Annotated in this window: 23 protein-coding genes; 1 reads left to right on the top strand and 22 read right to left on the bottom strand. The window is 51.4% G+C overall.

The features are described from left to right. Positions 1 to 9: 9 nt before the first annotated feature. The 12 genes from ACOSDM_RS01000 to ACOSDM_RS00945 all read right to left on the bottom strand — a co-directional run bounded on the left by ACOSDM_RS01000 (position 10) and on the right by ACOSDM_RS00945 (position 13,173). Positions 10 to 699: a PIG-L deacetylase family protein gene (locus tag ACOSDM_RS01000; protein WP_420722601.1), complete on the bottom strand. Its 690-nt coding sequence runs from the start codon at positions 697 to 699 to the stop codon at positions 10 to 12. After that, the gene (locus ACOSDM_RS00995; RefSeq protein ID WP_420722600.1) at positions 696 to 1,169 is read right to left on the bottom strand and encodes a GNAT family N-acetyltransferase; all 474 of its coding nucleotides are present in this window, start codon (positions 1,167 to 1,169) and stop codon (positions 696 to 698) included. Before ACOSDM_RS00995 ends, ACOSDM_RS01000 begins: the two co-directional genes overlap by 4 nt. Before the next feature lie 2 nt (positions 1,170 to 1,171). Continuing rightward, positions 1,172 to 3,247 (bottom strand): aminotransferase class III-fold pyridoxal phosphate-dependent enzyme, encoded by a 2,076-nt coding sequence (locus ACOSDM_RS00990; RefSeq protein WP_420722599.1) that lies wholly within the window; start codon positions 3,245 to 3,247, stop codon positions 1,172 to 1,174. Beyond that, on the bottom strand, positions 3,244 to 4,287 hold the full coding sequence (locus ACOSDM_RS00985; RefSeq protein WP_420722598.1) for an ATP-grasp domain-containing protein: 1,044 nt from the start codon (positions 4,285 to 4,287) through the stop codon (positions 3,244 to 3,246). The genes ACOSDM_RS00990 and ACOSDM_RS00985 overlap by 4 nt, the downstream gene beginning before the upstream one ends. Positions 4,288 to 4,327: 40 nt before the next feature. Further along, positions 4,328 to 5,329, bottom strand: a complete 1,002-nt coding sequence (locus ACOSDM_RS00980) for an N-acetylneuraminate synthase family protein (RefSeq protein ID WP_420722597.1) — start codon at positions 5,327 to 5,329, stop codon at positions 4,328 to 4,330. After that, the gene (locus ACOSDM_RS00975) at positions 5,326 to 7,005 is read right to left on the bottom strand and encodes a hypothetical protein (protein WP_420722596.1); all 1,680 of its coding nucleotides are present in this window, start codon (positions 7,003 to 7,005) and stop codon (positions 5,326 to 5,328) included. Before ACOSDM_RS00975 ends, ACOSDM_RS00980 begins: the two co-directional genes overlap by 4 nt. Positions 7,006 to 7,240: 235 nt before the next feature. After that, the gene (gene pseC / locus ACOSDM_RS00970; RefSeq protein WP_420722595.1) at positions 7,241 to 8,416 is read right to left on the bottom strand and encodes a UDP-4-amino-4,6-dideoxy-N-acetyl-beta-L-altrosamine transaminase; all 1,176 of its coding nucleotides are present in this window, start codon (positions 8,414 to 8,416) and stop codon (positions 7,241 to 7,243) included. A gap of 10 nt (positions 8,417 to 8,426) precedes the next feature. After that, positions 8,427 to 9,386: a hypothetical protein gene (locus tag ACOSDM_RS00965; protein ID WP_420722594.1), complete on the bottom strand. Its 960-nt coding sequence runs from the start codon at positions 9,384 to 9,386 to the stop codon at positions 8,427 to 8,429. A 14-nt stretch (positions 9,387 to 9,400) separates the two neighbouring features. After that, positions 9,401 to 10,408, bottom strand: a complete 1,008-nt coding sequence (gene pseB / locus ACOSDM_RS00960) for a UDP-N-acetylglucosamine 4,6-dehydratase (inverting) (RefSeq protein ID WP_420722593.1) — start codon at positions 10,406 to 10,408, stop codon at positions 9,401 to 9,403. 19 nt (positions 10,409 to 10,427) lie between these two features. Further along, positions 10,428 to 11,417, bottom strand: a complete 990-nt coding sequence (locus ACOSDM_RS00955; RefSeq protein WP_420722592.1) for a hypothetical protein — start codon at positions 11,415 to 11,417, stop codon at positions 10,428 to 10,430. After that, complete coding sequence (locus ACOSDM_RS00950; protein WP_420722591.1) at positions 11,414 to 12,010, bottom strand: DapH/DapD/GlmU-related protein; 597 nt, start codon at positions 12,008 to 12,010, stop codon at positions 11,414 to 11,416. The genes ACOSDM_RS00955 and ACOSDM_RS00950 overlap by 4 nt, the downstream gene beginning before the upstream one ends. Positions 12,011 to 12,021: 11 nt before the next feature. Then, entirely contained in the window at positions 12,022 to 13,173 is a 1,152-nt protein-coding gene (locus tag ACOSDM_RS00945) for a DegT/DnrJ/EryC1/StrS family aminotransferase (protein WP_420722590.1), read from the bottom strand. A 170-nt stretch (positions 13,174 to 13,343) separates the two neighbouring features. On the opposite strand from ACOSDM_RS00945, the gene ACOSDM_RS00940 reads away from it, so the two are divergent. Next, a complete protein-coding gene (locus ACOSDM_RS00940; RefSeq protein ID WP_420722589.1) occupies positions 13,344 to 14,369 on the top strand; it encodes an SDR family NAD(P)-dependent oxidoreductase in 1,026 nt (341 codons plus the stop codon). 1 nt (position 14,370) lies between these two features. Here ACOSDM_RS00940 and ACOSDM_RS00935 read toward each other — a convergent pair whose 3' ends face one another. The 10 genes from ACOSDM_RS00935 to neuC all read right to left on the bottom strand — a co-directional run bounded on the left by ACOSDM_RS00935 (position 14,371) and on the right by neuC (position 24,505). Then, complete coding sequence (locus tag ACOSDM_RS00935; protein ID WP_420722588.1) at positions 14,371 to 15,102, bottom strand: hypothetical protein; 732 nt, start codon at positions 15,100 to 15,102, stop codon at positions 14,371 to 14,373. Positions 15,103 to 15,209: 107 nt separating this feature from the next. Further along, positions 15,210 to 16,223, bottom strand: coding sequence for a (2Fe-2S)-binding protein (locus ACOSDM_RS00930; RefSeq protein ID WP_420722587.1), 1,014 nt, complete (start codon positions 16,221 to 16,223; stop codon positions 15,210 to 15,212). Further along, complete coding sequence (locus tag ACOSDM_RS00925) at positions 16,145 to 16,921, bottom strand: class I SAM-dependent methyltransferase (protein ID WP_420722586.1); 777 nt, start codon at positions 16,919 to 16,921, stop codon at positions 16,145 to 16,147. The genes ACOSDM_RS00930 and ACOSDM_RS00925 overlap by 79 nt, the downstream gene beginning before the upstream one ends. Before the next feature lie 35 nt (positions 16,922 to 16,956). Continuing rightward, positions 16,957 to 18,663, bottom strand: a complete 1,707-nt coding sequence (locus ACOSDM_RS00920; RefSeq protein ID WP_420723122.1) for an ABC transporter ATP-binding protein — start codon at positions 18,661 to 18,663, stop codon at positions 16,957 to 16,959. A 154-nt stretch (positions 18,664 to 18,817) separates the two neighbouring features. Next, on the bottom strand, positions 18,818 to 19,519 hold the full coding sequence (locus ACOSDM_RS00915; protein WP_420722585.1) for a cytidylyltransferase domain-containing protein: 702 nt from the start codon (positions 19,517 to 19,519) through the stop codon (positions 18,818 to 18,820). Positions 19,520 to 19,526: 7 nt separating this feature from the next. Further along, the gene (locus tag ACOSDM_RS00910; protein ID WP_420722584.1) at positions 19,527 to 20,774 is read right to left on the bottom strand and encodes an N-acetyl sugar amidotransferase; all 1,248 of its coding nucleotides are present in this window, start codon (positions 20,772 to 20,774) and stop codon (positions 19,527 to 19,529) included. Positions 20,775 to 20,776: 2 nt separating this feature from the next. After that, complete coding sequence (locus ACOSDM_RS00905; protein WP_420722583.1) at positions 20,777 to 21,841, bottom strand: sulfotransferase family protein; 1,065 nt, start codon at positions 21,839 to 21,841, stop codon at positions 20,777 to 20,779. An 18-nt stretch (positions 21,842 to 21,859) separates the two neighbouring features. Further along, entirely contained in the window at positions 21,860 to 22,459 is a 600-nt protein-coding gene (gene hisH / locus ACOSDM_RS00900) for an imidazole glycerol phosphate synthase subunit HisH (RefSeq protein WP_420722582.1), read from the bottom strand. Next, complete coding sequence (hisF, locus tag ACOSDM_RS00895) at positions 22,456 to 23,280, bottom strand: imidazole glycerol phosphate synthase subunit HisF (protein WP_420722581.1); 825 nt, start codon at positions 23,278 to 23,280, stop codon at positions 22,456 to 22,458. The genes hisH and hisF overlap by 4 nt, the downstream gene beginning before the upstream one ends. A 64-nt stretch (positions 23,281 to 23,344) precedes the next feature. Then, positions 23,345 to 24,505 carry a UDP-N-acetylglucosamine 2-epimerase gene (neuC, locus tag ACOSDM_RS00890; RefSeq protein ID WP_420722580.1) on the bottom strand — a complete coding sequence of 387 codons (1,161 nt, stop codon included), beginning with the start codon at positions 24,503 to 24,505 and terminating at the stop codon, positions 23,345 to 23,347. Positions 24,506 to 24,508 lie beyond the last annotated feature (3 nt).

The raw sequence follows: 24,508 nt of genomic DNA, 5'->3' as shown, positions 1-24,508 counted from the left end.
ATCCAGCGTTCATAATGTGATGACTTTACGGACAATACGAAATGCCTCAGCTGCGGAAACACCGCTCTGCGTGCCGCGCAGGGCTGCCTGCGCCCGAATGGCGTCCAGACTTCGGGGATGTGGAAAGTCTCTAAGCTCCTCTTTGTAGCAGGCCATAGCAGCAATCTTCACGTCCAGAGAGGATCCGAGTTCCACATACATGTTTGGCTGAATCTGATCTTCTGGAAGGGCATATTCCGTTGATGACAAAACCTCGCCATGAATAAGTGTCGGCGCGAAGCCAGGCAAGCTTCGGCAGGCTGTTTGGACGGCTTTGGCGGTTATCTGGTGATCCACATTCAGATCCCCCGCATGATGCGTGAAAACCGCATCTGGTTTAACCCCGTCCAGAAAGGCCTCCACCCGGTGAACCACATCCAGCAATGCTACCGTATCCATGCGGTTATCAGGAAAATCTGCGAATTGAAGGTCTCGCACACCCAGCAGGGTGTTAGCGCTTTCCGAGTGTTCCCGCAATTGCGCCAAATCTGAGGGGTCTGCGGCGCCAGAGGTCTGTCGCGCGGCAAGACCGGTTGCAAGTATCAGCACAGAAACGGCCCCACCCTTTGATGAGATGCGATGCATCGTGCCACCAAATCCCAGCACCTCATCGTCCGGATGCGCCGCAATGACGGCAATGTTGGTCAATCCCTCAATCATTTGATATCCCCTATTCGGACGAAAAAGGTGGAATAGTCTGGTCCCGCCTGTTCCATCGTAAAGCCCAGCCGATCAAATAGTTTCAAGGATGCTTGATTCACAGCCTTTACATCAGCCTGCAAGATGGCCGAAGGCTCTCGTAAGGCCAATAGGCCCGCAGCAGTGCGAATTGCATATTGCGCCGCGCCAGATCCACGGCACGCAGCATCTATATAGATATCAATATTCCAGCGCGAGCCATCCGTTTTCTGAAACCGAACCTGACCAACAGGTCTTCCTTCTGCTTCCAGAATCCATAGCAGGCAGGCTTCGCTTTCTAGCGCGCCGGCAAGCCATGCAGAGTGCTGATCCGCCTCTATTGGCTTTGTCGTCTTCAGTTTATGAGCCAGGGAATCTGATTGGTTAACCCAATCCAGCAATATCCCAGCATCATCCATTGTCGCAGGACGAAGAGAAATGGATGGCGGCATCCCTATTTCCGAACTGAGAATGTGGGCTGAATCATATCGCCTTTCAGGGCCATACTGGGATCAGGCAGGGCCATATGCTCCTTCACTTGCTCCATAGCCGCCCGCATCCCTTGTTCAACATGCTTTTGAAAGCCGTGATCCTCCTGCGCCAGACACAGATTAAAGGAAGCCCCCAGCAGTAAACCATTTGCGACAAATTCCTGCCGCATCAAACTGGTCAGTAACCCGCCCGAAATCGGTGCCTCAGAAAAACTCAATCGTGGCCACCAATCAATATCGGTGACCTGAACATAGTTATCCATGCCGACATCCCGGAAGATACCATTGGCCATTGTGGCAAAATTAGCTCCGACGGTCTTCAAGCGTGGAATGACATTCTGGCTTTCCAATTTATCAATTGTTGCAATCGCTGCCGCCAGAGAAATCGCCTCCCCCCCAAATGTGCCGGAAAAGAAAATATCCTCCATTAGGTCCATAATATCTGACCGCCCCACGACGGCTGCGATCGGCATCCCGTTGCCCATGGCTTTCCCGACACAGGCCAGGTCCGGCGTGACCCCATACACAGCCTGTGCACCGCCCAGATCCATCCGGAATCCGGTTACGATCTCGTCAAATATCAGCACAACGCCGTACTGTTCCGTCAATGCGCGCACACGCTCCAGAAATCCCGGGGCCGGATTCACTGTTCCAGCCGGTTCCAAAATGACAGCGGCAAATGCGTCGGGCTGCCCTTTCAGAATATCCTCCAGCTGATCGGCATCGTTAAAGGCGAAATTCTCTGTCAGATCTTGCACCACTCCGGGCACGCCAAGGCGGCGGGCGGTGGATCCAATATACCAATCATGCCAACCATGATAGCCACCGACAACGACCTTATCGCGACCGGTTTTTGCGCGGGCCAATCTGATCGCCGCTGTTGTCGCATCAGAACCATTTTTACCAAAACGAACCTTTTCGGCACAGGGGATAAGCCGAACCAAGCGTTCCGCCAATTCCATTTCCAGGCGCGTCGGCAATGAGAATGTTGCACCGCGTTCCATCTGGTCCATCATCGCGGCATTCACGTCCGGATCGGCATAGCCCAGAATGACGGGCAGCAAGCCCAGAACAAAATCCGCATAGCGATTGCCGTCAACATCCCAAACCCAGCCGCCCTGACCGCGATCCAAAAACAGGGGCGTCGACCCCTTTACCCATTGCTGGTAACTTTTGGAAAATGTCTGACTGGCCAGCGGTATTGTCTGGCGTGCGCGTTCAAACAGGCGATTGCTTTCCTGGTAACGCCCCCTCGACTCCTGCAGATCAAGGGTAGTTCCCTGATTATGGGGAATGGATCTATTGAAGAAAAACAGCGCTGGATTGGCCGTGCAATAGGCGATCACATCCAACCAGCCGCACTGTTCCGGCAGATCAGAAAACACCCTGCTCAGAAAATCAGCATCCGCTGCCTCATCCAATGTCCACCGCAAATGCCCATAATTCTGTGGCCATATGACTTGCTCCCGTTTGAAATCCCCCGCAGGGAAGCGGTCTTTTAAACGGCCATGAATGTACGGTGTTACATGCTGGCGTAAAAAGGGCTCTTGCGCCTTTGACGCGGCCTCATTCAAGGCAGCAACGGTGAAAACCTCTACATCCAGGCCATCAGGAAAGCTGCGGGTTAAAGTATTGGAGACAAAATCCGCATCGGAGGCCCGGAAATGCTGAATGATACTGTCGACAACAACCGGATCAATCAGCGGGCAGTCACCTGTGACGCGGACAATCGCATCGGCACCGCTTTTCTGGGCGACGATGGCGAAACGGGACAAGACATCATTCTCATCGCCACGAAAGACCGGGAAGCCCAGCCTCTCCACCAAAGCAACCAAAGGATCATTCTCACCCTTATCACTGGTTGCCACCCAAATCTCATCAACCTGGTGCGCCCGCGCCAGCCGGCTTAACAAGCGCTCTATTGCCGGCTTACCCGACAGGGGCAAAAGAGATTTACCTGGCAGCCGAGTGGACCCCATTCGTGCCTGAACAATCGCAACAACTTTTCCACGCATTGATGGCGAAGACGAAGACATCATTGGGCTCCAACCGGGAAAGAACAATCCATAAAGGGTACAATCCGCTGACCATCTTCTGGTATCGCAACAGCGCTTGGCACGATCCCGGCTGCCAGATCCATCAGCATTTCATAGAAAGGGATTCCGGCATGAATGGATGCGGCGATGCTGCCGCTTGGGCGGGGATTGAGTTCGATGACAACAGGATTCCCATCCGCATCACTCATCAAGTCAATGTCATAGAGCCAGGATAAGTTCAGGGATGCAACCACATCCTGCGCAATCCTGGTCAACGCATCTGTGTCCCGAAAAATACTGCCCCGGAAGGGAATGCCTGATGGATTCAGACGCTCTCTGGGGACCGCCTGTACGAGTTTTCCCTGCCAGGCCAGAACGTCGATATCCAGGGCTGGGAGAAACAGCCGTTCCATCATCATGACTGGCAGTTGTGCATTAACACCCTGGCGATAGGTCTTTTCAAACGTCGCCCAATCGGTATGACATTCCCGCGATCCATAATAATCGACCTGCCCAACAATATCATTCCGGATGACATAAACCTCTCGCCCACCACGCGATTGCATTGGCTTTATGACCAGTTCGGCATTGTCATGCATTGCCTTATCGATATCACGCTGCAGCGAGTCGACCGATTCAACGATATGCCATTTGGGAATCCGAATACCATGCGCCGACAAATGCCGCATCGAGGTGGCCTTGTTGCTCATCGTATGTAAGGACCACAGATCCGCGCAGGCAAGCAAAGCACCCGTTTGCTCAATGGTTTCACGATGTGTCGCCAGGGTGATTGCTTCTTCATCTGACCATGGCAGCACAATAGTCACGCCATACCGCTGGATCAGGGTAACAATCGCCGATACGTAACCTGGATCATTGGCCGGGGGAACAACGCTGAAGTGATCCGCGAAATCCTTGCCAGCCGCCTCAGGCCGCGAGTCGACGGCGACAACCGTCACCGCATGCCGACGACTTTCCCGAAGTAACCGGATGTTCAAGGGGGCCAATGTGCCCCCGGCCGCCGTCACAAGAATGCACGTCATAAAAGGATACCTTCTTTCACAAGGCAACGTAATTGGGCTGTCATTTCCAACCTTCCAAATGTTCTGGCCGCAGCACGGTTCCAGCCGTCAAGAATTGAGAGACACAGCACCCAATCACCCGCCGCAACTCTTTGGGAGGCAGACCGCCTGGCTCCACATCCTTGGCCGGCCGACGATAGGTGACGTCGCTGTCTAACAATGCGGTATGGGCATCAATATCCCGGGTGACGACCAGAACGCGATGCGCCCAGCGGCGCATTTCCAGTTCCGCGTCGCTCATTACACGACCGGGCGTACCAACCATTTTTTCCGCAACCCGTATCTTGCGGACCATTTCTTTGAAGGCGATCGGATCCAGGGATAAGTGATGATCGAAATCCGGTCGCGTCACATCCAACGTAAAGTGCTTCTCTATCATCGTTGCACCGAATACCACGGCAAGCATGGCCGCCTCGTCGCCCAGACTATGATCCGAAAAGCCGGGCCGTACATTCCATCGATCGGCCAGCCAGGGAATAGAAGACAGATTCAGCAGTTCAGGAGCGGCTGGATAAAGAGACGTGCAATGCAGCAATGTGATATCGGTTGCACCACCTGCCCGCGCCGCCTCCATTGCGTCTTGGATATCATCTTCCGTCGACATGCCCGTCGACATAATCAGAGGTCGCCCCTTGGAAGCAAGATAATGAACGATTGGCGTTGTCGTCAGTAGGCCAGAGGAAACCTTATGGGCGTCGGGGTCCAGTCTATCCACCCAATCAATGGTAACGGGGTCAACAGCAGTCGTGAACGCCGCCATCCCCAGTCTTCTGGATTGTTGGAAGATTTGCGCTGTCTCTTCCGGCGTCAAGGCACTGCGTTTGAATAGCGTGTAGCTTGGGCTGTTTTTATCGTAGCTGATATCAGCATCGACAGTCTGAAGTTTAATCGCGTCCGCCCCGGCCCATGCCGCCTGCGCAACCATTTCCGCACATGTTTCAACGCTTCCCTCATGATTGATGCCAATTTCAGCCACGACGACACAATGGGATCGATGGATCATGATGCTGCACCTTTTGAAACCTGCGCTAAGATAATATCCACAGCCCGCCTGCCCGCATTTCCTTTCGGGCCCGATATGGCCTGATCCAGCAATTCTTGGCGCGCATTCTTCTTCGCAGCATATTGTTGTTCGATATCCTTGATCGGTTGAGACAGAAACGCCCGCAATGTCTGATGCATATCAGGATCATCCCAATCGAACAGAAACAGACTGTCAGCAAAAGCCTGACGATATTCTTCCCGTAATGGTGCATGCGTCGGGTGATTGATGAACACAACTGGAAGGCCGGTCAGCAGACACCAGCTGACCGTACTGGTCGCACGCGCCGTAATAATGACCTTGTGATGATGCGCAATGTAACGCAAATCAATGTCCTGATCGAAAACCGTGATACCGGGTTCTTTAGAAATCGCCTCCAAGACTGGATCGCCATCCACGTAACAATCTCTCGCCGGATAGGGTTTGTACTTCACACCATGCGGCAGTTGACCGAAGACATTCCGAACCAGGCTTATTTCCCGGCGCGTCTTTTCCAGGTCCGACACGCCACCCGAAGCATGATTCACATTCCCAACAGGCAGCATGGTAGAGACATAAAGCAGAGGATGAGCACGATCCTCACCCGATGATCGCTGCATGCGTCGATATACTGCGGGCATGCCCACAGTATGAATTTGGGCCCTGTTGAAGGGGGTGTCATTTGATATGCGCGTGGCTTCCGGATTGAATGTCATAAACAGATTTGTTGCCGTATTCTCGAAATTGCACGTCAGTGCCTTATGAGAACCGGCAATTTCACGCGTTACGCCATGCTGAAAGCCAACAACCGGCACAGACAGGGTTTGTGCAATCCTTGCGGCGGCAATGGCTGAAGGGGCATTCGTAACGGTTGTCAGCACGACACTGTTTTTAGTGCCCACCAATTCTGGAAGCTTCTTTTCCCAATACTGCAACCCAAAGTCATACTCTGCCAGGGCCCGACTTAAGACTGAGTTAAAATGGGCCAGGGCCGGTGCAATAACAGAGGGTGTGAAGTGGGTTTTCAGGAAAGTGTCAAAAGGCTGCAACAGCCTCGCTGGAATTGCTTCTAACTTAAGACTCTCACCAATCGTATGTTTTGCCGACATTGTGCGCAGGGCATAGCCATGCCGCACCAATCCAAAAGCGGCTTCCTTCACAAACTCTGAGTCATGAAAAACCAGCGCAACTGGACGGTTTTTTATCGAGCGTGACCGCCAGAATCGCTCCACCAGCCGAAATCCGATATCCGCAAATCCGGACAGTACCAGTCTTTGACGCAGGGAGGGAATGGCCGTCCCGATCTTTGGCACAATTTCATGGGGCACAGCGATCCGCTGGAAGTCTGGATTGCCCTGCAACAGAACCGGCCATATAGCCTCCAACCGATGATCCAGGGCAGGCTGACCTGTCTGAGCCGCCAGATAGAGCCGGGGTTCCTTAAAATCTGCCTCTGTCAGGCACAGGGCACGGGTCAATTGATGATGGACAACGACACTGACACGGGCGGCGATCAGGGCTTGATCATGATCTTTCCCGGCATCACGCCAATGCGCGAATAGGGACGAAGCCAGATGGCCCGCCTGATACCAGTAATCATTCAGGGTATCTTCAGAGACCGGTTCCGGCTCAACCCCTGTCGTACCGGATAATAACACGGCTGGTGAAGCGCTGAATATCCGGGCCGTCCCAGGTAAATTGCAGCGTCTGGCGTACCTGATCGCCTCCAGACTGTCGCAAAAGACATGTCTGAAACGGCTGAAATCATGGTTGTTCATACTAAGATATCAATCCAGAAATAATCACTTGGAGTATTCGATTCTTGTCCGCGAACGGCATCTAACCTGAAAAGCATGCGTGAGTTTACAGCAAAATTGGCTGATTTCATGTGTTCTAAGGAGCAAGGCATTGCCGGACCTTATCGGCAATAAACTCCTGATCCTGTTCTGTCAGTTGAGGGTATAATGGGAGACTGAGTGTGCCGTCATAATAGCGCTGTGCCCCGGGGAGAACCTGCCCGCCCAAGGATTGGAAATAGGGCTGAGAGGAAACGGGTATGTAATGAACCTGTGTGCCGATCCCCACATCTGCCAGCGCGCGCATGACATCGCCCCGGCGGCGTTTCAGTCCAGAGAAATCAATCGACACGGCGTAAAGATGCCATGCATGAGACTCCGGATCATTGGGAATAAAGGGGGTCGACAGTCCCGGAATATCCGCCAGAAGGTCATTATACCGACGTACAAGGTCCCTGCGGATCTGCAACCCCTCAGGCAGTCGCTTCAGTTGGCTTAAACCTAGGCTGCAGGCCAATTCATCCGCCCGATAGTTCCATCCGATCTCCTGCATTTCATAATACCAGGGGGCGTTGGGCTCCGGCGCCTGTGTCCATGCATCTGCGTTGCGCTCTAAGCCATGGTTCCGCAACAGGCGCATTCTGACAGCCAAATCGGGATCATTGGTCAGTACAGCGCCGCCCTCTCCCATTGTCACATGTTTTATGGCATGAAAGCTGAACGCCGCCGCTATGCTATGGGAACAATCTCCGATACGATGACGCCCTGCCGTCGAATCATATGCGGCGCCGGGCGCATGACAGGCATCCTCCACCAAAAGAATGTTATGGGCCTCTGCCACAGCCTGCAGGGCAGGAAGATCCGCGACGCGCCCCCCAAGATGAATGATACTTGCTGCACGGACCGGAAAATCAGCGCTTTCTATGGCCCGTTGCAAGTCGTCTGGTGTCATCAATCCCGTTGTCGGATCAGTGTCAGAAAACGATACGGGCGCACCGCACATCCGGGCCGCATTGGCTGTTGCGACAAATGTCAACGGGGACGTCACAAGACCGGCCTGTGGTCCAAGACCTAACGCCATGTAGATCAGATGCAGCGCCGCAGTCCCTGAGTTACAGACAACCGCCTGTTGACCGCCAAGACACTCGCAAAGGGCCGTTTCGAACGCTTCCAAGGCCGGACCTTGGGTCAAAAACTGCCCTTTAAGGGAGGATACAACGGCCTGTATATCCGCGTCTGATACATCGGGTCTGGAATATGGATATTTTATCATCGCGCTGACATCATTTCATCATTTCCCGTATTAAATCGGCAATTCGCTTTGCCCCTGCCCCATCGACCAAACGCATCGCATTGCAACGCAGGTCATTGCGAAGGGCCGCACCGCCTATAAGCGCCTCTGTCCGTTCTGCAATTTCCTGTAAATCCGGTTTTGAAATCGATGCCGCATGTAAATCCGCCCAAGCACAACACAGTGGTTTCTGGGCCTCATTTTGCGCTATTAACAGGCTGGGTAAGCCACAAAAAGCGCGTTCTGCCTGGGAGATTCCGGGGGCCCCAATGGCCAGGTTATGGGTTGCGTAAAGCGGACCCATATCATGGACCCCCTCCATAAGAGACATATCCGCATGACCAACAAGCCGTTGGCGAATGTCATCACGATGCGGCGCATGATCGCCCAATACACATGTAACCGAAATGTTCCAACGCCTTCGCACCAATTCCAATGCGGACAGCACAAGCGCTGTTCGGTTGGACGAGTCCCGCGCGCCAAAGGAAACCAGAATACGTGCCGCATCGCCAATCTCAGCGACCGACTTTCCACGATAGGAAGAAAACCCAGCAGAGACAATCTGGTACTCAAGACCCCCGTAAATGTTGTCTTCAGACTTCTGGAATGCCTGGGGTGCCACAACCCGGTGGACATCCGGAAAAGGCGGATAATCGCATATCGCCAGACAAGGGACTGATCGGGAAAGAGTTGCAATGGCCTCTGGTTTAAGAAGATAGGAATCCAGCAGAACCATGCTGACACGCCCCGCGTTCACGGCGACCTTAAGCGCGTCAATACTTTCTGTTTCCCGCTCAACCTGCACCGTATCGTCGGGCCCCCCCAGATCATGAACTCCCTGCGGATCGGCAAACCAGGTCACAGATTCATTAAAATGCGCGCGAATGGCCTCGCATCGGGCGATATGACCACGACCGGCAGTGAAGGACGAGGCAACCCGAATACCAAGCATACCGCTGCAGAACCTTATCCAGCCTCTACCGACGCAACAATCTGCTGCAATTCGTCTGGTGTAACCCACCAGTCATTCGTGCCGCTGGCATATTCCCATCCTGGTGTGACCTCTTCGCCCAAGGAGCTTGCCCGCTCGGCGAAGGCTTTCATATCCCACCAGCTATGTTGCGGCTGAATAACGTAGTAATCACCGATCCGAATACAATTCCGTGATTCTTCCGCGGGGATCATGACTTCGTGCAGTTTTTCACCGGCCCGGATGCCAACAACGTCGAAGTCCTGAGAGCCGGTAATCAACGGAACGAGATCTGTTACCTTGATACTGGGCAGGCGCGGCACAAAAATCTCCCCCCCCAGCATATCGCTGAGGGCGCGCAGGACGAGGTCGACCCCCTTATCCAGAGTGATGACAAAACGGGTCATGCTAGGATCTGTGATTGGCAGTCGGGTAACACCCTGAGCGGCCAGCTTTTTGAAAAACGGGATGACGCTTCCCCGGGATCCGATAACGTTCCCATAGCGCACGACCGAAAAGCGGGTCTTAACCGTACCGGAAAGATTATTCGCCGCAACAAACAGCTTATCGGAACAAAGTTTCGTTGCGCCATACAGGTTGATTGGATTGGCAGCCTTATCCGTAGACAGAGCGACAACCTTGGAAACCTTATTGGCAATGGCTGCCTGTATGATGTTTTCGGCCCCCAGGACATTGGTCGCGATGCATTCCATCGGATTGCGTTCGGCCACCGTAATGTGCTTGATCGCCGCAGCATGGATAATGATATCGACGCCGGAACAGGCCATCATCAGGCGGTCCTTGTCGCGCACATCACCGATGAAATAACGTAACGCTGGATGCTTCTCCTCGGACCAACGCTGTGCCATGTCAAATTGCTTCATCTCATCCCGGCTAAAGATGATCAGCTTCTTCACGTCATATTTTTCTAGAACCGTTTCTACGAATTTTTGACCGAAGGACCCGGTCGCACCGGTTACAAGAACAGTTTTTCCATTTAACATTGGCTTCTCCAGCACACATTCATTTCAAAGTGACTTCAATATCATTCAATGCCGTAAGCACAGCATCCACCACCCGTTGTAAGCCGCACCGCGCAATCTGTGCCGTTGCGCGGCTGGACCTTTCATCACAGCCAGATGATGTCTTCCTCAAAGCCTGAAACAACGCCTCAGGGGAGATCGTCGACAAGAGGCCAGCATTCACAGCAAAACCAGCCTTCTCCAGAAGAGCGCCATACTCAGCCTGAAACGGCTTTTGCCCGACAACACAGACCCCAGCCCCCAGGGCCATCGCCTCATAAGCAAAATGCCCATAAGAGCAAAGGACAAGTTCTGATCCCGCGATCAGCGGAAAAACAGATGGCAACCTGCTCCATTCCCGGAATGTCTGATGCGCGGCCAAACGCCCTTCAGGGGAAACATAGTCCCCAACAGGCGATTGCAAGATATCAACATGATGGACGCTCGACATACCTGCCACAACGTCCAGCGCCATAAGCATGGCTGAATTGCCCTGACCACCGCCCAGGGCAATCAGAAGGCTTCCCTTCCTGGGATTAAACAGAATGTCCTGTGGAATATCTGTCGGTGCGAATTCCAACCCCCATTGCACCATCGGAGGGATGCTATTCTGACCAGACGGTTTGTAACCAATCACCATCGTATTCGAGGGGACGGTGTTTGGGGCAACCAAACCATTGGCCATAAAAACACATAACGTCGATCGCTTTGCAACTGCCTGAAGGGCAGACAGATCAAAAATTTGCGGATCTTCAGTGTTATCCATCGTGTCATAAATGGCGAGCGCCATGGGGCGTTGATCATCAATGGACAGAATAGAGCCGGAAAAGCCATTTTGCTCTATCCGGTGCTGTGCGCCCTCACTGTAATGGCCTTGAAACCAAACACGGAAGCCTTTTTCTGACAACATGCGACCAAGCTGCAGACACCGCGCCAAATGCCCAAAACCATGCTGAGGCGATGCATCACAGCGAAACAGCACATCTGTCATCGGGCCGGATTGCCCTTTACAACAGCGCCTGCGGGCACATCCTTTGTGACAACCGCGCCCGCGCCGACAAGTGCGCCGGCCCCTATGCTCAGTCCTGGCAGAACAGTCGCATTCGCCCCGATGTAACAATGGTCTCCAAGCGTGACCTTACCCAGGACAACAGCGCCAGGCCCTATTGTTACGAAACGCCCAACGACACATTCGTGCATGATGGAGCCGCCAATATTGACGCGCACACCTTCAGACAAGATGCATCCCTCTGAAACATTCCCCAAACGCTGAAGGAACAATCCAGATGCGGGTTCAGCGCCCAGACATCCCCCGGATACCGGAGGGAAATCAAGCCCGGCGTCTGTCAGGGTGCGATAAACCTGTTCGCGAATGCGTGAATTGTCGATCGCCAAAACCGCCGACGATGCATTGCTTTTCTGGCAGGCATCCAGGTCGTTCCCATATGCGGGCAAATCAAACCAGCGTGTCTGCCTGCCACCAAATATCGGATCACTGACCCCGGCCAGGGAAATCCCTAACGCATGACACAGGCCCAGAGCCTCTGGACTGGCACCGAAAAGAAGATAGGTCGGCTTTTCCATTATTGTACGTGCTACTTCTTGCAACCTGGCAATACGCTGGCGAGACGGTCACAGATGATATCAACTGCATCCTCTTCAAGGGACGGATACAGCGGAAGACTCATCGTTCGAGAGGCCACGTTCTCGGTTAAGGGCAGGCTCCAGCCAGCCTTGGCGTAATGACCGAAAGAATGTACCGGCTCGTAATGAATGCTGGTCTGAACCCCCAGCTCGTGCATCGCTAAACGCGCGCGATCCCGATCGTATTCTTCGTCGACAATGACTGGTAAAACATAATGCGCAGGCGTGCCGCGCGCGCCATGATTGGGGAGAGAAACCCCCGCTATCTGCGCCAATCGTTTCGCATAATGCGCCGCCAGCCTTTTCCGCATGGTCAAGGCCACAGGCAGGCGGGACATTTGCGCCAGTCCGATTGCGGAGCGAATTTCATCCAGGCGATAATTGTAGCCAAGCTCGGTAACATCATAACCCATCGCACCCTTTACACGGTCATATGTCGTGTTGGTCATTCCATGCGCCCGCAACAGGCGGGCCCGTTGCGCCAATGCGGCGTCATTGGTAACCAGCATACCCCCTTCCCCGGTGGTGATTGCCTTGTTGGAATAGAAACTGAAGCAAGCGGTCTGTCCGACGCTGCCGATCATTTTTCCGGATGCGATACTGCCACCCAGACCATGACAGGCATCCTCAATGATGGGAATGCCATGGGCCTGTGCCACCCGCTCAATAGCATCCATATCACAGCTATAGCCACCATAATGCATGACACATATGGCTTTCGTTTTTTTCGTGATCGATGCTTCAATCGCCTCAGCGGAAATAGTCCAATCGCTATCACTCACAATATCTGCAAAAACAGCCTTACCGCCACAATATGCAACGGCATTTGCCGTCGCCACAAAAGTCAAGGATGGCACGATAACTTCATCCCCCGGCCCCACATCCGCCAGCAGGTAAGCGATATGAAGCGCAGAAGTGCAGGAACTGAGCGCGACAGCATACTTCACACCAAGGTATTGCGCGAATTCCTCCTCAAACTGCTTACAGCGCGCCCCCATCGCCAGCCATCCACTGTCTAAAACAGACAAAACAGCGTCTTTCTCAATTTGACCAATATCAGGTTCAAACAAGTTGACCTTACGACCATCATCTGTCGAAGACATAGTACTGACTATCCATTCTCTATGTTGGAACGCTGTCGAAGCGTTGGCTATTAGTTGCTACTTGTTACGGCGTGGGGTCAGAACAGCTTGAGGAGATTAGACACTATGTTTGACAATCCTCTAATAGACAGAGATGTATGCGCAATATCACCATCTAGAAAGAGAAAACCATGCCATTAAGTGCCGAAACCTTTTTCACAGGAAAATCTGTTCTTGTTACAGGTGCCGATGGTTTCATCGGATCTCATTTGACGGAAACCCTGCTTTCGCAAGGGGCAAATGTCAGGGCGCTTGCGGCCTATAACGCTTTTGGCAGCAGTGGTTGGCTGGATGATCTGTCTTCCGACAATCGGGCTTCGATCGAAATCGTCCGCGGTGATATTCGCGACCCGGCCTATACCGATAAAATTGTGCAGGATATGGATATCGTTTTCCATCTTGCCGCGCTGATCGCCATTCCTTTTTCCTATGACGCCCCACAAAGTTACATTGATGTAAACCTGACCGGCACAGTCAATATTATGGAAGCTTGCCGGAGACACAAGGTCACAAGAATGGTTCACACTTCAACATCTGAAGTATACGGAACCGCATTGTTCACCCCCATCACCGAACTTCACCCGATGCAGGGGCAATCCCCTTACTCTGCTTCCAAGATCGCTGCGGATCATATGGTCGAAGCCTATGTAAAGTCTTTCGACTTTCCAGGCGTCATCCTGCGCCCTTTCAACACATATGGACCGCGCCAAAGCGAACGGGCAGTCATCCCAACGATTATTCGCCAAATGCTGGACCCAAACTGTGAGACCGTTAAAATCGGGTCATTGGATCCAACCCGTGATTTCAACTATGTAATGGATACCGTTTCCGCATTTTTGACAGCGGGGGGCCATCCCTCCATCGCCTATGGCACGGCTTATAATGCGGGTAGCGGCGTCGCCGTATCCATTGGCCAAACTGTTGACATTTTGAAAGAAATCATCGGCTGCAATAAGCAGGTTGTTACCGATCAGGGGCGATTCCGCCCTGCCAATTCTGAAGTCATGACGTTGCTTGCAGACTCACAAAAGCTGAACACGGCGACAAGCTGGAAGTCAGATGTGACATTGCAGTCAGGGCTGGAGATGACCGTCAACTGGTGGAAAGACCGCATTGCGAAAGGGCTTGTCCGACCGGATGCGAACTATCTCCTTTAATTCAACTAAGCCGCAACCCGGTTTCGCGCAACACCCGTCGAATAGCGTTTCGTGCAAATCCTGTCATTGTTGTTGATCGATGCGTCGCGCCACCACGCCACATGTCGGTGTGATCAATGTTAAACAGGCTGTATACATCATTGTATGCGTGGCGAATATCCCATAGCGGCAGCCGGTTGTTACCTGTTAACATCACAGTTTCCCAGCAACTGTCGCCCATCAATGGCTCAAGTGAAGCAATTTCCACCGAATGAGGCGCCACTTTATGTTTCATCTTCTTCCCAGCAGAAGAAGAAAAGCGCGTCAGGATGTCTTTTTCATAGGGGTTTACCAGAAAATAGGAATTTCCAACACCTGATTTAGGATCGACATGAGCGGACGTATGAACCGCACAGAATTTTCCTGTCGCTTTGACAGATTCAATAATAAGGGGCCGGGCGTATTTCATATCAGGAATCACAGTCATCCATGCCCCAGATGTGAAGGAAAAGAAGCCGTATCCTGGATCAATCTGCACGCGCTGAAACACAGGGCGATCCGCGCAATTGATCATAATTTCTACATATCCCAGATCTTCTGCCTCAAATTGCAGAGACAGAACTGCTGGGGTTGCCACACCATTTTGTACAAAAACAGTTTCTGCAGCATTTGATATCTCTTTACCCGCAACCCAGACTTTCGAGTCGATATCCAGAGTAAAAGACCCCCGATCCGGCACCCGCTTGTCGATCACAGACTGTATATCCAACCCAACAGTCAATCGCGCGACATCTCTGGGAAATAGCGGAAAGATATATGGCGTTACATAGTGAAACAGTTTTTCAGACGTCATCAGTGTGCCTAATTCGGAAAGTGATCAATACTAAGGCTGCCATTGGGCTGCTGGATGAGAATATGTTTTCTGGTATCGATATCGGACGTGACAGTAACTTGTAATACGCCTTCGACGGGGGCCTGTGGAAAAAGATCATCCAGATCTACTATCGTCGCATTGGATGCGCCTAAATCCAAAGCATGCTCCATCTTCCAAGGGCCATACATATCGTGCATTCGCACCGTTACTTTACCAGGGCGACTGTTTGCATTGATGACAGAGATACAACTCTGAAAGCCGCTTTTCGCATGATACACAGTAATTTTGTTACGCGCCCCATCCTTCGTGGCCATTGCCTGTGGTTGGGTATGATATGTGGACACCCAATTCGCACCTTCCAATGCAACCTGCGGGCGGATCGACCCAACCAACCCTCGTTGTTTTGGGTAAAGGCTCAACAAGAACCAGCCATCTTCAATGTGGGGGGGCAGCAAATCCGAGAAGGACACATGCATTGTATCATTAAGGTTTAAATCCTGCCGATAGGTTTTCACGCATTTACCAGCCGCACTGATAAGACGTAACGAAACAGAGTAGGGAACACCGTGATATTTGGACTCAAACAAGACGGGGAAGTTGGAAACTCGCAGTGAGGTTTTGACATTCTGCCTGTTTAAGAAAAACCCGGATGACGTCAAATCTGCGGTAATTGAAAGACCTTTTGTCTTCTGCATTCCCTGCCCTAATCTGGAGGCAACGGAACGCCGCAACGCGACGGTATCATCGATAATCAAATCAAGATCAAGCAGACACGCCGTACATTTTGTCCCGATCTCTGTCTGTGAAACCAGTGATTCAAGTGTATTTTGCGGGTCAGCCAGATGCGCGCGTATATCTGCTTCTGAAACCGAAAAGCAGGCGCATACGATCTTACTTTTTTCGTCCATCCGTGACATGGCGATCAGGCCGTTTGCTTTTTGGTGAGCTTTAAAACCTTTGATACTGGTGACTTTTTCCCATCTTCCAGATCGTCGTCCCAATCTGTTCGTTCTTCATAATCATATCCAAGGGTATCGAGCATGTCATATATCTCTTGTGCCGGATATCGAAAGTCTTTTATCGACGGCTGCTCCAATACATCTGAATACGACTTGGAATAATTGAAAATAAACATACCATCGTCTTTTAATACACGACGCGATGCCAAAAGTATTTCAATCATATCATCTTTTGGCATATGGGTGAAAACAGAATACGTGAATATCACGTCGATACTTTTATCATCCAGCCAGGATAGTTTATTGTCCGATTTTGTTAAGAAGACAGGGTTTTTCTGCCCTATTCCTTCTTTCTTCACCCATTCTTCGGCCATTTCAATTCGGCGTTCTGACAAATCAACACCGATATAGTTTCCAGCATCCAGGTATTTCGCCAGGGGAATCCCGGTGCGTCCATAACCACATCCGAAATCGAATACTTTGTGATGAGGCTTCAGTCCCAAACGCTGGAGAAACTCAACATGATACTCGCCGCGAGACCAATCGTACAAACCGCGCTCTTTACCTGAATTGGAGGGGTATTTTTCAAATATCTGCTCAAGCGAATTGTCACGTTCTAAGCGGTTTAACAGCCACGTATAGAAAGCATTCCAATCTTGACCGGTCAGACGAAACAGCCAGCGTACAAACGGCAATCCGTAGTTCCAGAATATTGACCGCATTGATTTCATAATGCCCATGACGAATTCCTTATGACTTAAAAAGTGGACAAAAACTATGAGTTTGCTGTTTCGACATCGCTATCTGAATGATCCTCTAGCGTGACGGCATATTTGTACCAGTTATCCCGTTTACGCATTTCAGCTGGCGCGCCGACATCAACAATTCTTCCCTTGTCCAGAATGACGAGAAGATCCGCGTTGCTGACCGTGGAAACGCGATGGGCGACGATGATGACCGTTATCTTTTGAACATGACTCATCTCTTCAACAGCGCGTTGAATCTTACGTTCAGATTCATAGTCCAACGAGCTGGTTGGTTCATCGAGGATCAAGACGCTTGGATGTACCAGAAAAGCACGAGCCAAAGCCAAGCGTTGCCGTTGACCGCCTGACAACATAACACCGCCCTCTCCCAGCATTGTATCATAGCCGTCCGGCATCAATTCCACAAACTCATGAGCAAAGGCGGATTTGCTGGCGGAATGAACTTCTTCCTGTGTCGCATCCGGGCGCGCATACAGAATATTTTCATAGACCGTATCATTAAAAATGAAGGGCACTTGCGAGGCATAGGCCACACGTTGGCGCAAGGAAGCGGTGGTAAAATTCTCCAATGGTGTATCATTAAAAGTGATCTGACCGCTTGTCGGATGAACAAAGCGCGACAGAAGATCCACCAGTGTAGATTTTCCAGCTCCGGAGGGTCCCATGATCGCGATCATTTTTCCTGCGGGAATATGTAACGTGACATCGTTCAGAACGGACTCATCTCGCCCGCTATATGTGAATGACACGTTGTTTAGTTTTATGTCCGCAGACCGCGCATCCATTACAATGTCGCCGGAACTAACATCTTTTTCTTGGCGTGCCTCCTGCAGAATAGACACAACATTGTTCAGGCTCATGCCAAAGGACGCGATTTGTTGACGCTGCGAGGCAAAGTTTTGGGCAACGGGGGTAAGTCGCAACAAAACAATCACAAACAAACTGATCTGTGAAATGGACAATCCAATGTAGTCCACCGATATATACAAAATTGCCAGGGCAAGGATGGACATAACCGGCGTAATGATCAGTTGTAGCCGCCCGGATATGCGAAACATATCAACAGACAGCGTGAAGAACTTCTGCGCCCATCGATCAAAACGCGCTTCCTCCCGCGACAAAGCACCATATGATTTAATCGTCCGCCATCCATGAAACCGTTCGGAAATAAACGATGAGAACTGCTGACGGTGCAAGACCGTGCGCATGCTAAGGTTTCGGCTGATCCGAATATAGTGATTCAGGCTGACCAGGATCAGAACCGTAAAACCCAACGCAATCGTGCTTGCCACCGGGGCTGCAATGAACATAACGCTGACATATAAAAAGAAAGTTATGAACTGCTGTATCAATGTGGCATAGGATCGGATCAAGGCAGCCGTCGCTTGAGCTTGAACATCAATCAGATTCAAGAATTTCCCTGACTCCATTCTTTGCAAATACGATGGCTTTGTCGCCAGAATAGCGCCGAACAGACGTTGAGAGAGATTCTTCCCAACCTTCTGCTTCAGGGAAATCAGGGTCATTGTACTGTGATAGTTCGACACCTGCCGCAATATCACCAGGCCAAGGATAATCAGGCAAAGGCTCAACAGGGAAATCGGCACATTGAGGAGCTCAGACCCCTTGATCAGAACGGACCAGAACCGGCCTTTTTCCGCCAGGACTTCAAGGTCTCTGTTATTCTCAATATACTCAAAGAGCGGCAGTATCATGGAAACACTGAATGCTTCCAACAATGTGGACAGAACAATCAGCCCGCCACAAAGGCACAGATCTCTCAGCGTCACCAAATTCATCGACCGAATGGTCCGGAGATGATTGCGCCATTCTTTTGGTAACAGGTAGCTTGATATTCGCAACGACGCCTTAATCATAATATCCTTCTTCAGCACTGCATAGCAGCGCCTCTGCAACCCGCCAGTCATAAGGCGTGTCTATATCCACGGAACAATCATCGGTCATGACAAGCGGCACGGTACGCTTTGGAAAGAATGTCTCTTCCGTGCGTAATATTTCGGTTCGTATCGCATAGAACGCGCCATTTGGCACAAATGCGTCTTGGACGCCATGACTCTTTACGTTTGAGATGGGGCCCAGAAAGCCATGATCGGCTTTCTGATAAATGGCGCGCAGTCCATGTGCCAACCGGGTCACACCAACAACTGCGTCCGCATCTGGTGTGGACTTTAACAGTGAAACACCCTGCTGCAGACAAGCCGACCCCCGTAATGGTGACGTAACCTGCAACAAAACAATAAAATCAGGATCCGCGCCGTGGTGGCTCTTTTGCCAGTCCAAGGCATGCAGCACAGTGCTGACCGTTGTTGTATCATCCTTGGCAAGGTCCGCTGGCCGTTCAAACGGGACATTCCAGCCTAGTCTTCGACCCTCTGCGGCGATAGCAGCATCATCGGTGGTCAACAGAACCGGCAGGCCCAGGCTGGATTGATCGATCCAATGGGCAGTCCATTCCAACAGTGTCTTATCGCCAAGTCGACGCAGGTTTTTTCCCGGCAACCGCTTTGACCCGCCGCGCGCAGGAACAACGATAAGCCCTGTTTCCAACACCAGGGGATTACTTCACTTTATGACGAAGAACCCATTCGCCATTGTCCTTGGCCCAAAGATGAGGAGACCTGAAACTATCGGCGATCTCCAGGAATTCATCCTTATCCATGCTCAAATACTCTAAAAATTCAGGCAGATATTTCTGCGGCAATTCACCGTCATACCGATGGACCAATGCAACGGCTTCATCCCGTTCGATATGGCGGTTTCGAACTTCCTGCGCGGCATCATAAGTTGCGCGACCGATGCCAAATTTTATAAATGTCGTCCAGTAATGGTACCCGTCTGTCTTATCATCAATGCTGTTGTACTTTGAATATGTACCTTCCGTTCGCTCTGAATTCGCCTCAAACCCTGTATGTTCTACCGCGTAATAGTAGCATTCCTGGGGAGTCCATTTCAGATAATAGCCCAGATAATGAACCTCCACTTTCCCGCGTTCCAACGCTTCTGCCGTGATCGGCAAATAGGGATCCAACTGGCCCGGAAGAATGCCATGTTCAGGCAAGTCTTCCATCGCGACACCGCCAAAATACATTGTCTCTCCAGCCGCCTGCTGCTGGGCAAAGTACGAAGCCTTTCGTTTGGCATTGATGTTTTCATTAATTGGATTGCCGTATTCAGCCTCATTCTCCCCATAGAATACCAGCGGAATACCAAACTGCGCCGCCATTTTAGGGGCATAGTTCTTCTGTCCGATGATAAAGGGCTGAAAGGGATGTAAGAGATTTCGATAAGCCAGTTCGGTTAGCTTGCGATGCACCTGCCCGTCCGGCGTGAACAGAAAATTATCCAACCCGGCCATATGCAGCCAATTCTGGAAATTCTTCCACCCAACATCTGTATAGAGGTGCGGTGCCCAGGTTACCGTCAGGGGGTTCATTTTATATTTGTGCTTCAGGATATGGGAGGCGAAGACAGAATCCTTGCCCCCACTTCCGGGCACAAGGATATCATAGGACCCGTTCCTGGATCGATATTTATCCAGAAGTTCACGCAGATGCGCCTCGCGTTGATCCCAATCTACTTCGCGCTCTTTCATTTCGGCATAGCGACAGGCGTCACAAATACCATCTTCTCCAAAGCTGATCGTGGTTTTCTTGGACTTGGCGTTATGCGCAAATTCAACCGAAGATGACGGGCGCTGATTTGAGATTACACATTTTTTGCAGAAGATAACATCCCGGGGAAGGCCGTATTTGACCTCAAGTTCTTCGGCTGGCGTATCGATTTTGAACATAGTGTTGTCTTTCATTTTCATTGTCCTGCCTGCTGCCCTTCAAATCGCTCTGGAAATACTATGCGCATTTCCGTCAGATAGGGGTCGGTGCGATATCCTTCGCTTCCCTCACCTGTTTTTAACAGTTTGGAGAAACGGTCTCGTATTAGCGGATCCTCAAGGAAATTATACATCTGTGACCATTCTTCCTTTGTTGGGGGAAGACCATCCGCGTCATACCCGAATTCTGAGAGATATGGTTGGGTAATCATCTCAACAAACTTAATCTCTGCGGCACTCATGTTCTTGCGCCAATATTCAGAGGGTGGGTGAAATCCTGAAAGAGTTCCTCGGAAAGACGTGTTCGATTTCCAGTCCTCTCCCAGGATCTCGCCAAACTTATCTGGCTGCATCATCCGGTCCGAGAAAGGAACATCCAGAAAGTCGCAGATTTCTGCAACATGATGTTCAGGATTCGTCAACAAATCCTCCGATTTCAACAGCAGTATCCGGTCCGGACCAAGTTCCTTTACGTACCGACGCACAGATTGAATGGCATGGACTGTATTGAAGGCCGCATCCAGATAGGTATATCCCGGTTCGTTGGTTATTTTCTTGTAAGATGCGCAGACGCTGCGGGGATCGCGCAGAATATGGATGACTTTTCCCTTTGGAAACATGGAAAGAAAGTCGGGAATCCGGCTCCACAGAACGGCAGTTTTATCAATCCATTCCCCATCGCCCCCCCCGTTATCAATCAGGATCTGGCGCATCAATGCGTCATAAAGGGATGCATAACTGACCCCATTTTTCCGGGCATACGCTAAAGCAGCGGCAGCATCAAAGGTGACATCCCACCGCTTCTTGACCCGCTGAAAGGCTTCATCAACCAGGCGTTCATGGTTCTCAGGCTCCTGTATCGGATCAAATCGATACAAACAGAAGCGCATAAACTTAACCAAAGACGATGTTGCGCGATACTGCTCGTGGCATCCGACAAGTGCTGCCAGAAATGTCGTACTGGATCGATAGACGCCAGAGATAAAGACAGGCCTAACGTCTGCAACGACACCCACATTCTGCTGGGTATTGGAAGATATCATAGGGTTAGAAAACTTTCTCTATTGCTTCAAAAACCAGGCCATCAGCCGAAGGCCGTCAGGGCCACTTTTTTCAGGGTGAAACTGACATCCAACAACATTGTCACGTCGGACAGCAACAGCGATTTCAACGCCATTCACCATAACCGTTGCCGCGACATCTTTGGGCATATCAGCCTCAAAACCATAGGAATGCACGAAGTACATCATACGATCGACCGGCATGTCCCCGGCAGTATCAGTGGGCATCATCTGACGCCAGCCAACATTTGGTATCCGCGTTTCATCGCCGGCTGGCAGACGCCTGACATGCCCTGGAATGATGTCCAACCCCGCATGCATTCCAAATTCGTCGCTGTCGGTCGCCAGCAGTTGCATTCCCAAACAAATTCCCAACAGGGGCGCACCTTTTTTCACCGCCTCGTGAAGGGCTTCGGGTAAGCCCTGACTGTCCAGTTTCGACATGGCGTCGGCAAACGCCCCGACCCCGGGCAAGATGATACTGTCTGCAGACGCTATAACCTGGGGATCAGAAGAAATCTGGTGGGGTTCATCCAAGTGCTTCAAGGCATGGGAAATACTGAAAATGTTCCCACGGCCATAATCAACAATCGTAATCATGGCCTTCCCTCTCCTGAGGCACCAGCCCCTACATCCTGCCCATGAGCCATATCGGGGGGCTCACGCACGGGAATGTCCTGGTCAGCAAGCCATTTCTTCAAAGATACGGGCGTTTCAATTTCATAATGAAACAGGCTGGCGCAACAGACCGCATCGACCTGATCTCCCTGCACCAGATTTTTCACATGATCCTTGCTTCCCGCACCGCCACACGCAATGACAGGAACCTGAACACAAGATCGGACCGCCTGCGTTAAAGCATGATCAAAACCTTTCTTCGTGCCCTCCATGTCAACTGAAGTCACCAGGATTTCTCCAGCCCCCAGAGATTCAGCTTCTTGAACCCATTCGATAACATCGCGCCCGGTCTGCTCTCGACCATTATCAGTCAACACTTCCCATTTCCCCGCGCCGCGACTCTTCGCCTCTATCGAGAGCACAATGCACTGACTGCCGAAGGCTTCGCTCGCCTGTCGAATGAATTGTGGGTTACGAACCGCAGCTGTGTTGATCGCAACCTTATCAGCGCCACTGCGTAAAGCCGTTGTGATATCGTCCAGGCTTCGCAACCCCCCCCCCACGGTCAGAGGGACAAAGATATCCGATGCGGCATCCTTTACTTCATCGAAAATGTTGTTTCGCCCATACAAGGACGCGACAACATCCATATAGATGATCTCATCAATGCCCTGATCATAATATCGTTGCGCCAGGCTCTTGGGCTTACCGACAATGCGCAGTCCTTCAAGGTGAATGCCCTTGATGACATTCGGTCCCTTGATATCCAATCGGGCAATTAATCGAACAGGCGGGCGGGTCATGAGGCTCCACTTTCTACTTCAGACACCATTCATAAAGCGCGACGAGAGAGACAGAGGAATGCTCTCACCAAGGGTTTACAAATTTCGCGGTATCATCTGCAAAACTTTTGTTCAAAAGAGACTTCAGATCATCCTGATCCAGAATTGCATTCGCTATGCGGCTGGCCGCCGCCCCATCGCCATACGGATAGGAGGCTGCATTTTGGTTTGGGTGACCTGCCAGTATCTCATTAAGCTGATCAATGATTTGCGGCACATCACTCTCGCAATTACGGACATTTGGTCCTTGCAGCCGACCCAATTGACGGTTTCCAACATTAATTACGGGCAGACCAAACAAGGGTGCCTCAATGATACCACTGGACGAGTTCCCAAGCATCACCGCGGCATGGCGCATTGCATTTACGTATAAATGTGCGCCCAGGGTTGCCCGAAAAACAGTATTGGGCGCTTGCTGACAAAACCCTGTCATAAGCGCCATCAGCTCGTTTCCGCCCGGATCCGAATTGGGGGCTGTTATAATCGTCGGTGGACCTGCCGTTTGGGTCAAAGCCTCCACAACAGATTTTCCAGCATGAAGCATGTCGGTTGAATTGGTTTCGGGATGAACTGTCACCAATCTTAAAGGACCATTATCCAAAAGACCCAATTCCTGAAAGAAGTCCACCTTGGGGATTTGATCGACCATCAGCATCGTATCCAGGCCTGGCGCGCCCGTGATCACAATACGCGAGGCTTCCTCCCCCATCTGACATACACGACCAGCCGCATCGGCGTTGGATACACAATGCAGATGTGACAGTTTGGTCATGGCATGGCGCAGCCTGTCATCCATCGCCCCCTCAGTCCTTTCCCCACCATGCAGATGAATGATGGGAATATTGAAGGGTATCGCCGCAACAGCTGTTGGAAACATATCCATGCGATCACCGGTCACAAGAATCCCATCTGGACGCAGTCGCGCATACAAGTCTGCACTGTTGGCTTGAATCTGGCTCATAGCCTGAACAACGTACGAACCATAATGACCGCCAATATCCGCACCAAACTGATGTGTTTGCGCGCCCTTGGGGATCTGGGACTTTACATAATCGCTGTTGGGGCAATGCATACCCGTAATTCCAACATGCAATTCGATGCGCCCGGTTTCAATCAGCGCCGACCAGACTGGCTTCAGAATGCCAACATCCGCCCGACTGCTGGTGATGCTCAATAATCTGATCATGAA

Origin of the sequence: Hwanghaeella sp. LZ110 (assembly GCF_048892525.1) — a bacterium.
In the GTDB taxonomy this organism is placed as follows: Bacteria; Pseudomonadota; Alphaproteobacteria; order UBA8366; family Aestuariispiraceae; genus Pacificispira.
The sequence above is the reverse complement of the archived record's forward strand: the minus strand, read 5'-3'. Positions and strand labels throughout refer to the sequence as shown.

Coding starts and splice junctions, on each gene's coding strand:
- pseC (WP_420722595.1), bottom strand. CDS start 8,416: ATGATAAAATATCCATATTCCAGACCCGATGTATCAGACGCGGATATA.
- ACOSDM_RS00985 (WP_420722598.1), bottom strand. CDS start 4,287: ATGACGTGCATTCTTGTGACGGCGGCCGGGGGCACATTGGCCCCCTTG.
- ACOSDM_RS00920 (WP_420723122.1), bottom strand. CDS start 18,663: ATGATACTGCCGCTCTTTGAGTATATTGAGAATAACAGAGACCTTGAA.
- ACOSDM_RS00940 (WP_420722589.1), top strand. CDS start 13,344: ATGCCATTAAGTGCCGAAACCTTTTTCACAGGAAAATCTGTTCTTGTT.
- ACOSDM_RS00965 (WP_420722594.1), bottom strand. CDS start 9,386: ATGCTTGGTATTCGGGTTGCCTCGTCCTTCACTGCCGGTCGTGGTCAT.
- neuC (WP_420722580.1), bottom strand. CDS start 24,505: ATGATCAGATTATTGAGCATCACCAGCAGTCGGGCGGATGTTGGCATT.
- ACOSDM_RS00925 (WP_420722586.1), bottom strand. CDS start 16,921: ATGGGCATTATGAAATCAATGCGGTCAATATTCTGGAACTACGGATTG.
- hisF (WP_420722581.1), bottom strand. CDS start 23,280: ATGACCCGCCCGCCTGTTCGATTAATTGCCCGATTGGATATCAAGGGA.
- ACOSDM_RS00950 (WP_420722591.1), bottom strand. CDS start 12,010: ATGGAAAAGCCGACCTATCTTCTTTTCGGTGCCAGTCCAGAGGCTCTG.
- ACOSDM_RS00990 (WP_420722599.1), bottom strand. CDS start 3,247: ATGATGTCTTCGTCTTCGCCATCAATGCGTGGAAAAGTTGTTGCGATT.
- hisH (WP_420722582.1), bottom strand. CDS start 22,459: ATGATTACGATTGTTGATTATGGCCGTGGGAACATTTTCAGTATTTCC.
- ACOSDM_RS01000 (WP_420722601.1), bottom strand. CDS start 699: ATGATTGAGGGATTGACCAACATTGCCGTCATTGCGGCGCATCCGGAC.
- ACOSDM_RS00905 (WP_420722583.1), bottom strand. CDS start 21,841: ATGATATCTTCCAATACCCAGCAGAATGTGGGTGTCGTTGCAGACGTT.
- ACOSDM_RS00980 (WP_420722597.1), bottom strand. CDS start 5,329: ATGATCCATCGATCCCATTGTGTCGTCGTGGCTGAAATTGGCATCAAT.
- ACOSDM_RS00910 (WP_420722584.1), bottom strand. CDS start 20,774: ATGAAAGACAACACTATGTTCAAAATCGATACGCCAGCCGAAGAACTT.
- ACOSDM_RS00995 (WP_420722600.1), bottom strand. CDS start 1,169: ATGCCGCCATCCATTTCTCTTCGTCCTGCGACAATGGATGATGCTGGG.
- ACOSDM_RS00955 (WP_420722592.1), bottom strand. CDS start 11,417: ATGACAGATGTGCTGTTTCGCTGTGATGCATCGCCTCAGCATGGTTTT.
- pseB (WP_420722593.1), bottom strand. CDS start 10,408: ATGTTAAATGGAAAAACTGTTCTTGTAACCGGTGCGACCGGGTCCTTC.
- ACOSDM_RS00945 (WP_420722590.1), bottom strand. CDS start 13,173: ATGTCTTCGACAGATGATGGTCGTAAGGTCAACTTGTTTGAACCTGAT.